Annotated in this window: 10 protein-coding genes; 4 read left to right on the forward strand and 6 right to left on the reverse strand. The window is 36.1% G+C overall.

From position 1 onward, the window contains the following. Positions 1 to 133: 133 nt before the first annotated feature. From XM47_RS10070 to scpB, 3 genes are all read right to left on the reverse strand, one after another. Complete coding sequence (locus tag XM47_RS10070) at positions 134 to 943, reverse strand: DUF3025 domain-containing protein (protein WP_053084538.1); 810 nt, start codon at positions 941 to 943, stop codon at positions 134 to 136. Positions 944 to 1,089: 146 nt separating this feature from the next. Next, complete coding sequence (rluB, locus tag XM47_RS10075) at positions 1,090 to 1,944, reverse strand: 23S rRNA pseudouridine(2605) synthase RluB (protein WP_048692182.1); 855 nt, start codon at positions 1,942 to 1,944, stop codon at positions 1,090 to 1,092. Further along, entirely contained in the window at positions 1,913 to 2,509 is a 597-nt protein-coding gene (gene scpB, locus XM47_RS10080; RefSeq protein WP_048692183.1) for an SMC-Scp complex subunit ScpB, read from the reverse strand. Before scpB ends, rluB begins: the two co-directional genes overlap by 32 nt. 227 nt (positions 2,510 to 2,736) lie before the next feature. On the opposite strand from scpB, the gene XM47_RS10085 reads away from it, so the two are divergent. Further along, a complete protein-coding gene (locus XM47_RS10085; RefSeq protein ID WP_048692184.1) occupies positions 2,737 to 3,726 on the forward strand; it encodes a ThuA domain-containing protein in 990 nt (329 codons plus the stop codon). Positions 3,727 to 3,773: 47 nt separating this feature from the next. Here XM47_RS10085 and XM47_RS10090 read toward each other — a convergent pair whose 3' ends face one another. Together XM47_RS10090 and yaaA are read right to left on the reverse strand one after the other, a co-directional pair. Next, positions 3,774 to 4,034 carry a YheU family protein gene (locus tag XM47_RS10090; RefSeq protein WP_048692186.1) on the reverse strand — a complete coding sequence of 87 codons (261 nt, stop codon included), beginning with the start codon at positions 4,032 to 4,034 and terminating at the stop codon, positions 3,774 to 3,776. 2 nt (positions 4,035 to 4,036) lie between these two features. Next, positions 4,037 to 4,813, reverse strand: coding sequence for a peroxide stress protein YaaA (gene yaaA, locus XM47_RS10095; RefSeq protein WP_048692188.1), 777 nt, complete (start codon positions 4,811 to 4,813; stop codon positions 4,037 to 4,039). 157 nt (positions 4,814 to 4,970) lie between these two features. Between yaaA and XM47_RS10100 the strand changes: the two genes are divergently transcribed. Both XM47_RS10100 and pta read left to right on the forward strand, forming a co-directional pair. Next, complete coding sequence (locus XM47_RS10100) at positions 4,971 to 6,176, forward strand: acetate/propionate family kinase (protein WP_048692190.1); 1,206 nt, start codon at positions 4,971 to 4,973, stop codon at positions 6,174 to 6,176. Between the two features lies 1 nt (position 6,177). Beyond that, the gene (gene pta / locus XM47_RS10105; protein WP_048692191.1) at positions 6,178 to 8,280 is read left to right on the forward strand and encodes a phosphate acetyltransferase; all 2,103 of its coding nucleotides are present in this window, start codon (positions 6,178 to 6,180) and stop codon (positions 8,278 to 8,280) included. Between the two features lie 276 nt (positions 8,281 to 8,556). Here pta and XM47_RS10110 read toward each other — a convergent pair whose 3' ends face one another. Beyond that, positions 8,557 to 9,363, reverse strand: a complete 807-nt coding sequence (locus XM47_RS10110; RefSeq protein WP_048692192.1) for an IS3 family transposase — start codon at positions 9,361 to 9,363, stop codon at positions 8,557 to 8,559. Between the two features lie 137 nt (positions 9,364 to 9,500). On the opposite strand from XM47_RS10110, the gene XM47_RS10115 reads away from it, so the two are divergent. Further along, a complete protein-coding gene (locus tag XM47_RS10115) occupies positions 9,501 to 10,583 on the forward strand; it encodes a transposase (protein WP_077066530.1) in 1,083 nt (360 codons plus the stop codon). The last annotated feature ends 257 nt before the right edge of the window (positions 10,584 to 10,840 follow it).

Consider the following 10,840-nt stretch of genomic DNA (forward strand, 5'->3'; position numbering starts at 1 on the left):
ATTGTGTTTTGCAAAGATAATTTTACACATATACCAGAGCAACATTAAACTTAATCTGATCGAGTGCAGCTGATTTTATAAAATATCTCAAAAAGATTTTAAATTTATAAAAACATCTCAATTAGATTTATTATTAAGCCGCCTTAGTAGATTTACGTTTCGGCCTAAAATAATCCGTATTTTCGTAAAAGTGTTGCTGATTATTGTCAGGATACCAATCTGGAACACCTAATAATGGAAGTGGCGACAAATTCGAATTATCTTGTAAGCTTTGTTGTTCCGAAATTTGTTTTACGAGTAAAGCATCTAAAATTTGATACTTTTTGTCTAAAGAGAAATTCCAGAATTTATCGGATACTTTAATAAAGTAAGCTTTAGCAGTCAGGCCAATAAATGGTGATAACGACATCTCGTATAAAGCATGGCCAAAAATAAAAGGTCTAATTTGATTAAACCACCTATCTCTATGTCGCCAAAAACTATCCAGCCATAAATGTTGTTGTAATGCGATTTTATCTTGTTCTGATTCATAAGCTAAAACAATGCCGCATTCATCGAACAATGTGATGGCATCTCTTTGTTTTGTTCTCTGCTTTTGACCGAAGGCTTCAATATCCTCAGCATGAAGTTTATTTAACAACTTTTTAGTATTCGGGAATAGTCCCCAGATCATAGCATTAAAAAAGTCATGCCAATTTTCTTCACGAGTTGGGATTAGAGACTTGGTATAAATAATTTCTTCATAGTATTGCCCTTCCCAATCAAAATTTTCATTTTGGTTGATAAATTGACAATTTAGCGACCTAAAGTGCGTATTTTGCTCTCTAACTATATTAGTTAAATTATGCGGTGTAGGGAATGAAGTGTATTTATGTATATTAAAAATTGCGTCTAAATCAGAAAATATTCCGTCGCGCATAAACATATCTGTATGCCAACTCATATCGGTTCTCCGCACGCGTTTCATTTAACTTAAATATACCTTTTATTTTGTTAATATCATCTAGTTACTAAGCGTTTAAGATATCTCTCACAGAAGATATAAATTAAACGCCTATTCAAATTAGCTAAGCAATTGATCTAAGGTTACTATTTTTTTTCTGCTTTCTTATTTCGGATTTCAGTTTTCTTAATTGCTTTACGAATGCGATTCGCTTTAAGATTTTTAACTTTGGCGTTTCTATGCACTTCTTTTTTCATGAGCTCTTGTTTAAGACCAACTAATTTACGTAAGTAGTTAACTTCCTTAATTTCAAGTTCAGCCCAACCACCTAGTGGAAGTGTTCTTGGTAATTTTATATCACCATATCTAATTCTTGATAAACGACTCACCTGTACTTCTTGTGATTCCCACATACGGCGGACTTCTCTATTACGACCTTCTTTTAAAGTTACGTGGTACCATTTATTGATACCTTCACCGCCTTGAAAAGAAATTTTGTCAAACTTAGCCGGACCATCTTCAAGTTGTACGCCATTTCTAAGCTTATGTAATGAGCTTTCAGCAACTTCACCAAATACCCTGACAGCATATTCCCTTTCTACTTCATTTGAAGGGTGCATTAATTTATTAGCAAGCTCACCATCTGTGGTAAATAACAATAAACCTGTGGTGTTTATATCTAAACGACCTACTGCGATCCAACGACCTTGTGCAATTTTTGGTAAGCGATCAAATACCGTTTTTCTTGATTCTGGATCATTACGAGTACAAACTTCGCCTAAAGTTTTATGGTAAATTAAAACACGACAAGTTTCGTCCTTGGCTGCTTGGATTTTGATTAAATTTCCATCCAGTCTGATTTGATCTGTTTCTGCGGCTCTTTCACCTAGCGTGGCAATTTTTCCATTTAAGCTTACACGACCGTCACTTATCGCTTTTTCCATTTCGCGGCGCGAACCTTGACCGGCTCTAGCTAGAATTTTTTGAATTTTTTCTGACATCTGATTCTCCCGAATCTGATAAAGATTCTGTTAATTTAGTTTGTAATTCGTCCTCACCGATAGTTGGTAAGTCAGCAATACATTGTAACCCAAAATAATCTAAAAAAGAGCTAGTCGTTGCAAATAAAGCGGGTCTGCCTGCAACTTCTTTATGCCCTACTGTTTTAATCCAGTTTCTATCTTGTAATGTACGAATAATATGGCTGCCAATCGAAACACCACGAATTTCTTCTATTTCACCTCTCGTAATGGGTTGCTTATAGGCTATTAATGCAAGTGTCTCGAGAATGGCTCTAGAATATTTAGGCGGTTTCTCTTGATTTAGTTGATGCACCCATTCCATTAAACCAGCTTTAGTTTGAAATCTGTAGCCAGAGGCAAGTTTGACTAGCTCAATGCCTGATTCTTGGTATTTAGCTTGTAACTCACTAAGATATTTTTCTATCTCTTTTTTGGTTAATTTAAAGTCTGCTAAGCAACTCATTTTTAACGTGTTGACACTGACAGGTTTAGAAGATGAAAATAAACTTGCTTCAATAATATTTGAGATTAACTTTTCGTTCAAAAGTGATTTTTCCTCGGTACTATTATGTTTTACCCAAATAAAGTTGGACTTAAACCTAACATGATTTAAATTTTTCAGTCTATTTTTTTCATTTGCCGAAATAACACCAAAAATACAGTTAAATGTTATAGAAATGTTTTATCTGAAAAACCATACTAATTAAAATTTCAATCAAACTAGTCAGATAAAAAATCGACATTATAACACTAGTTTAAACGGAGCGATGTATGAACAAAATAATGTTTTCAGGCTTTATAATCATAAGTTTATTTATAACTGGTTGTAGCTCTACTATAACTTCAACCCAAAGTGCTATTCCCAAAGGTAAAATAAAAGCATTAATCATAGATGGTCAAAATAATCACTACGAGTGGCCAAAGACAACCTTTATGATGAAAACACAATTAGAAGAAACCGGGCTATTTGACGTTAGCGTGTATCGAACAGAAAAAACGTGGCGTGGCGATAAATTACTAGTTTCATACCCACTCAATGATGACAAGAAGTATGTAAAAGTTAAAAATCCAGAAACTGATCCAAATTTTAAACCTAATTTTAAAGATTATGATGTTGTGATATCTAACTTTGGTTGGAAAACGGCTAACTGGCCTAAATCGACACAAGTCGAATTTGTCGAATATATGAAAAACGGTGGTGGTTTTGTTTCAATCCATGCCGCCAATAATGCTTTTCCTGATTGGAAAGAGTATAACCAAATGATTGGCTTAGGTGGCTGGGGCGGTCGTAATCACGATAGTGGGCCTTACGTTTATTATGATAATAACGGCCAATTGATTAGAGACAGCCAAAAAGGGAATGGTGGTGGTCATGGCACTAAGCATCAATTCACACTAACAATCAGAGAGGCAAATCATCCTATAACTCAAGGTTTGCCTAAGTTTTGGCTACATAGTACTGATGAGTTATATGATAAGTTACGTGGCCCAGCAGAAAATATGACGATATTAGCGACCGCTTTTGCAAGTAAAGCAGAAAAAGGGACCAATCGTCACGAACCTATCCTTATGACGATCGAGTACCATAAAGGGCGTATATTTCACTCAACACTTGGTCATGATTCAAGAGGCTTTGCTGGTGTTGGATTCATTACCACCTTTACTAGAGGTGCTGAATGGGCTGCAACGGGTAAAGTTTCGATCCCAGTCCCCCAAGATTTCCCAACTATTGATAAATCAATTTCAAGAAAGTTTAATTAACAGCTTTTGTAAAGGCCAATGTAATAGGTTTTATATTGGCCTTTATTTTATAACGAATCAAACTCAACTTGCGAAGGCGTTAGATTAAAGTGCTCGCATGTTTGGATAGTCCACCTATCCGTTTCATCTAATTCATCATTATCAGAAAAAGTTAAAATTAACTCTTTACGTTGTAATTTTCCGATTATCTGAGTGACCGCTATATTTATTTCGAAATCATCACTGCTTGAGAAATCTTGTTGGCACACCCATGCTGAGACTAAAGCTTCTAAAGCATCTGCCGAGATTAGTTTAGGATCAATGAACATGGTTATTCTGCTATTTTACGCGTAAACACAGGTTTAACATCTGTCGATAAGCTTTCATTGTATTCGTAGCCAGCACTATCAAAGGCCTTAATTTGTTGCGGATCGGATATTCCGTGTTTAACAATATATCGAACCATCATGCCTCTCGCTTTCTTAGCAAAAAAGCTGATCATTTTATATTGTCCATTTTTCCAATCTTTAAACTCAGGTGTAATAATTTTCGCATTTAAATTTTTAGTTTTAACTGATTTAAAATATTCAGTAGACGCTAGATTAATTAAGTAATGTGAATTGGTTTCGGCAAGTGATTTATTTAGCTTATCCGTGATTAAATCTCCCCAAAATTGGTATAGGTTAGTGCCTCTTTCGTTGTCTAATCGAGTGCCCATTTCTAACCTGTAGGCTTGAATCAGATCTAAGGGTTTCAATAAACCATATAGGCCGGATAATATTTTTAAGTGTTTTTGCGCAAAATCGATTTCCGCCTCATTCAGCGTAGCGGCTTCAATACCTGTATAGACATCACCATTAAAAGCATAAATTGCTTGTCTTGCATTATCAGGGGTGAAAGGTAAATGCCATTCACCAAATCTTGCTGCGTTTAAACCGGAAAGCTTGTCACTGATTTTCATCAATTGTGCTATGTCTAGAGGCGTTAGTTGACGACATCTATCTATTAATATTTCACTTTGATCTAATAATTCAGCTTGGCTGTGTTTTGGATTATTTATCTGAGTTTCAAAGTCTAAATTTTTTGCAGGTGATATTACTAATAACATATTGAAGTGTATTTTATGAATTTAGCTATAGTCTACTAATCCGTCACAATTCTACAAGTTTTAGCTAAATTTATATTTGTTGATCTAGTTCGTATTTTTTTTCTTTAAGCTACCTATAATTTTGTTCAAGCCAAATTCAGTTAACATTGGAGTCAACTTGAAACAATCAGCCTATCTAGTCTTAAATTCTGGTAGTTCATCTTTAAAATTTTCCTTAATCTTAAGCCATAATGCTTCTACACATCTTATTGGTCTAGCTGAGTGCTTAAATTCTCCTGATGCGAGTATTAGTATTAACTATTCTGAAACAGCAAAAAAACAAACAATATCACTACCCGATGCAGATCATAAAACGATATTAAATAAAGTACTGGATGTGATAACTGCTCATTCCGATAAGATAAGTTTAGCTGGTGTCGGACATAGAGTGGTACATGGTGGAGAAAAATTCAAAGCTTCGACTTTGATTACTAACGAAGTTCAACAAGAGATTGAAGCTTGTAACCCCCTAGCCCCTCTACATAATCCTGCTAACTTATTAGGTATTCAACAAATTTCAACACTGATGCCAGAGTTACCCCAAGTAGCAGTATTTGATACCGCATTCCATCAGACTATTCCTGAAAAGGCATTTTTGTATGCTCTACCTTATGAATATTATCAAGAGCTAGGAGTTCGAAAATACGGTTTTCACGGAACTAGTCACCAATTTGTCATGCAGCAGGCAATTGAAACTTTAGATTTAGACCCAGAATCAAATGGCCTTATCACTGCACATTTGGGCAATGGTTCAAGTGTATGTGCAATTAAGAATTCTAAATCTATCGATACGAGTATGGGCTTAACCCCACTTGCTGGTTTAGTTATGGGTACTCGAAGCGGTGATATTGACCCTGGTTTACACGCTTTTTTAGTCAAAAAATTAGATATAAGTTTGGAGCAATTGACCAGCATATTAAATAAGAAGAGTGGCCTACTTGGTTTATCAGGTGAAACAAATGATATGCGCAAACTCTGTCAACTAGCAGAGACAGGACACTTAAAAGCTCAAATTGCCCTAGAAGTATTCTGTTATGTTCTAGCCAAACAAATTGCTAGTCTAAGTGTCAATTTAGAACAATTAAATGCAATCGTATTTACTGGTGGTATAGGTGAGAATTCTGCATTAATTAGGCAGAAAACAGTCGATAATTTAGCCATATTTAAACTAAAACTTGAACCAACATTAAATAAAAACAATGGAGATGAAAGCGGTGTTATCAGTTGCTCTAAAACATCAAGCTATAAAGTCATGGTCATTGCAACCAATGAAGAATTAATGATAGCTAAACAAACCCAATCAATAATCGAGTCAGGAGAATAACATGAGACATAGCTTTTTCGTTGCCCCAACTGGTTATGGTACAGGCTTAACTTCAGTTTGTTTGGGTTTATTAAATGCGTTAGATAAGCTTGGTTTAAAATTGAGTTTTTGTAAGCCAATAGAACAACATCAAAGCAATACGGTAAATGATCCATCGCTTAACTTTGTCAACGTCATCCAAGATATTACTCCACCTAAACCAATTAAGCTTTCAATAGCACAAAAGATGATGGCGGATGGCAAGGAAGATGACTTAATGGAAATGGTTGTCGATATTTGTCAAAAAGCCTCTCAATCAGCGGACATTTTAATTTTAGAAGGCCTAGTGCCACAAGAAAACAGTCCTTTTATTCATAGAATAAATGCCAAAATTGCGACAACACTCGATAGCCAAATTATATTAGTTGCTGCACAAAACCAATTAAATGAGCAGGAAGTCGCCAACCAAATTAATATCACAGCCAATGCTTATTGTGGAAAAAATAGAGGCCAAATTTTAGGTTATGTGCTGAATAAAGTTGGGGCGCAAGTACAAACCCAAGATGCCGTATTACCAATAGATAGCGAACTAATTCAAAATGTGCCAACCGATATTGAATTAAAAGGCTTAGACTTAAAATGCATCGGCAAAATCCCTTTTACCCCGAGTTTACTCGCGCCTAGAGTCAGTGATGTTGTTAATCACCTTAATTGCCAAGTTATCAACGACACCGCAAATCTTCAAAGACGTATCACAAATGTAACAATTTGTGCTCGAAGTGTTCATAACATGCTGGATTCACTCAAAGCCGGTACACTAGTGATAACACCTGGTGATAGAGACGATATCCTACTCGTTTCATGTATGGCTGCATTAAATGGGATACAACTAGCCGGCATCTTATTAACTGGTGGTTATAAACCAGACTCAGATTTATATAACTTATGTCTACAAGCTATCAATACGGGTTTACCTATCTTATTAGCTGATACAAATACTTACAATACAGCCAAAAAGCTGGATGAAATAGAAAGCAGCGTCCCAGTTGATGACGTGCAAAGAATGCAAACTGTGATGAATCAAGTATCTGAATCTTTGGATATTGATTGGTTGGCAGAGAAAGTAAATGCAGATAGAAACTTTAAGTTATCACCTGCTGCATTTAGACATCATTTAATCGAATCAGCTCGCAGACAAGTAAAGCGTATTGTCTTACCAGAGGGTGAAGAAATTAGAACCATACAGGCAGCAATTATTTGTGCCGAAAAAAATATTGCCAGCTGTGTTTTGCTTGGAGATAAGGATAAAATTAAACTGGTAGCTGATAGCTTATCATTACAAATTCCAAACCAGGTAGAGATTATTAAACCGGAAACAATAGCACCTAAATTTGTGCCCCAGTTGCAAGAAATGCGAAAGCATAAAAATATGACTGAGCAACAAGCACAAGAATTATTAGAAGATCCTGTTGTGCTTGGCACTATGATGCTAGCACTGGGTCAGGTAGACGGCTTAGTGTCTGGTGCCGTCAATACAACAGCCAATACCATACGCCCTGCACTTCAGTTAATTAAGACCAAACCGGATACAAGTTTAGTTTCATCGATTTTCTTTATGTGTTTACCTGAGCAAGTTGTGATTTATGGGGATTGTGCAGTCAATCCAGATCCGACAGCTGAGCAATTAGCCGAAATTGCAATTCAATCTGGTGATTCAGCGATTGCATTTGGAATAGAACCTAAAATCGCTATGATTAGCTATAGTACCGGAAGCAGTGGTGGCGGTGCCGATGTCGATAAAGTCATCAAAGCAACAGAATTAGCTAAGCAAAAACGTCCAGATTTACTGATAGATGGACCATTACAATACGATGCGGCAAGTGTCAAAAGTGTGGCAGAGAGCAAAGCACCTAATAGTCCTGTTGCTGGGCAAGCAAATGTATTTGTTTTTCCGGATTTAAATACAGGTAATACGACTTATAAAGCCGTACAAAGGTCGGCTAATTTAGTCAGTATTGGACCTATGTTGCAAGGTTTAAATAAACCGGTTAATGATTTAAGCCGAGGCGCCTTAGTTGACGATATCGTTTACACAATTGCCTTAACCGCGATACAGGCACAATAGCACACTTGTAAGTGACAAGTGTGATGGTTTAGCTCTAAATCATCATTCTATGCATACGCCGCCTTGATATTATCGGGCGGTTCAACTTATCAGTAATATTTCATTCTACTGCTAAAAGTATCTAAAAATGGAAAATAACTTGTATCTATGCCACCCAATTGCATCGACCATGGCCATTTAATTACATACAGCGTTGTCACCGCTTAGATGTGATAGTATCAAAGGACTGCTCCGTGCCAGAACCAGATGTAATGGTCAATTTTTCCTGTAGAAATTCTAAGCTGCATTTTTCATTTTAATATACTTTTGGTGCGGCGTCATATAACCAAGGGCAGAATGCCTTCTTTGGTAATTATAAAACCCAATATATTTTTCAACTTCACACACCACAGATTCATGGTTAATAAAACTAATATTATTTAATCGCTCCGTTTTTAAACTTCTAAAAAATCTTTCCATCACCGCATTGTCTAAACAATTTCCGCGTCGGCTCATGCTTTGAGTTATATTCAACGTGTCTAACCTATCCCGAAATTCACTTGCTGAATATTGCACACCTTGATCCGAGTGAAATAATAATTTACGAGTATTAGGTTGATGGCGTTGAATAGCATTATCTAATGCGGCTTTTGCTAGCTTTGCGTCAGGGCTAGTCGACAATGCATAACCAACAATTTCTTTAGTTGCTAAATCAAGTACACATGCTAAATAACTCCATCCTTGGTGGTGTTTGATGTACGTTATGTCACCAACATAGTAAGTATTGTGCATTTCTGGTACAAACTTACGTTTAAGCCTATTGGGTGCGTATTTATGCCCAGTTCCTGACGTTGGGTAATGATGTTGTGTTTTGGGCCTTATTGCCTTTAACCTTTGATTTTTCATTATTTTTGATATTTTGTATAACCCTACATGACACCCAATTGCTTTTAACTCTGCTTGAATTCTTCGTCTACCGTACGTGCAGCCAGTTTCATTAAATATTAGTTTAACCAAGACGTTTAACGCCTCATCTTCTGCTGATGGTGTTTTGGCATCATAGTAAAAACTACTGCTACAAACACCGAGAAACCTGAATGACAGGCATTGTTAAAAAATATAAATTACAATTACTTACAACTCATGTCTATTTATTTTTAATTGTTGATTTGACAAATCAGCAATTCACTCCAAACTTAACTGTATAAATAACCACGCATGACTATAAACACAGTTAACTTATGGCCAAACCCAGAAGCAGTTTAATTTCATTATCGGATACCCCTTACTATCATTGCATTGCGCGTTGTGTCAGGCGTAGTTATTTGTGTGGCTATGATAAAACCACTAAAAAGAGCTTTGAACATAGAAAAGTTTGGTTAGTTGAGCGTATTCAAAAGCTTGCTGCTATTTTCACCATAGATGTAGCTGCTTATGCCGTTATGAGTAATCACTATCACATAGTTTTAAGAGTCAATGTTGATGCTGCGAATGCTTTAAGTCCTGATGAAGTTTTATTTCGTTGGCATACCTTGTGTCAGCCCAAACCTGTAGTTGCCCGTTATTTACTGGCTAAGCAGCAAAGTAATACTTTAACCGAGAGCGAGCTAATGGTCGTGAATGATTGTGTTAAAGATTATCGCCAACGCCTAACGAGTATCTCTTGGTTTATGCGCTTTTTAAATGAGTTTATTGCCAGACAAGCTAATTTAGAAGATAAGTGTAAAGGTCACTTTTGGGAAGGTCGCTTTAAATCTCAAGCTTTATTAGATGATGTCGCTGTTTTAGCCTGTATGGCTTATGTTGATTTAAATCCAATTAGAGCCAAAATGGCAGATACACCTGAAAACTCTGATTTCACTTCGATTCAACAAAGGTTAGGCATTTTACCAAAAGCATTAGAAACAGATAATCATCAAAATAAAGACGGTTCTCAAAAACATAAAACAGCTACACCTAATGACAATTTAACCGCTATCGCGCCAGCCCAGTTATTACCTTTTGTTAAAGCCAATAATGAGTCTGTACCTAACTTTAAGCGCTGTAACAGTCATATTCCGTTTTCATTAATTGATTATTTAGAACTCGTCGATTGGACTGGTCGACAAATCAGACAAGATAAGCGAGGCTTTATCTCACTAAATACTCCTTCAATAATCCAAAGACTCGGATTAACAGATGAAGATTGGTTAGCCTTTTCAACCGGAATAGAAAACCAATTTAGCCATTCAGTTGGTCAAAGGTTTCAGTTACAAACTTATGCCAAAAACCATCAATTAAAACGGGTTAAAGGCTTAAGACAACCAAGCGCCCCACTCGCATAGTTATTACCAATAAAACCTGTTCTTAAACACCAAGCAATCAAATCAATTTGAGAATGAGTCGTACCTGTAATTCAGGATTAACCGTCTGTAGCATCCCAATACACCTAAAATTTGAGCTAAATACACAATCTCACTAACAAGCCGTTGTTTCGTCTTCTAATCGTTCAAATAAAATAAGCTAAACAATAAGAATAGAAGCAAGATAAACCATAACCTATTGATTTAATTATTTTCTAAAAGTGCCTGTCCAGATAGTT

Origin of the sequence: Catenovulum maritimum, assembly GCF_001050375.1 — a bacterium.
Lineage (GTDB): Bacteria > Pseudomonadota > Gammaproteobacteria > Enterobacterales > Alteromonadaceae > Catenovulum > Catenovulum maritimum.

Excerpts from the sequence above, each read along its gene's own strand:
- XM47_RS10085 (WP_048692184.1), top strand. The coding sequence starts at position 2,737 with ATGAACAAAATAATGTTTTCAGGCTTTATAATCATAAGTTTATTTATA.
- XM47_RS10070 (WP_053084538.1), bottom strand. The coding sequence starts at position 943 with ATGAGTTGGCATACAGATATGTTTATGCGCGACGGAATATTTTCTGAT.
- pta (WP_048692191.1), top strand. The coding sequence starts at position 6,178 with ATGAGACATAGCTTTTTCGTTGCCCCAACTGGTTATGGTACAGGCTTA.
- rluB (WP_048692182.1), bottom strand. The coding sequence starts at position 1,944 with ATGTCAGAAAAAATTCAAAAAATTCTAGCTAGAGCCGGTCAAGGTTCG.
- XM47_RS10115 (WP_077066530.1), top strand. The coding sequence starts at position 9,501 with ATGGCCAAACCCAGAAGCAGTTTAATTTCATTATCGGATACCCCTTAC.
- XM47_RS10090 (WP_048692186.1), bottom strand. The coding sequence starts at position 4,034 with ATGTTCATTGATCCTAAACTAATCTCGGCAGATGCTTTAGAAGCTTTA.
- yaaA (WP_048692188.1), bottom strand. The coding sequence starts at position 4,813 with ATGTTATTAGTAATATCACCTGCAAAAAATTTAGACTTTGAAACTCAG.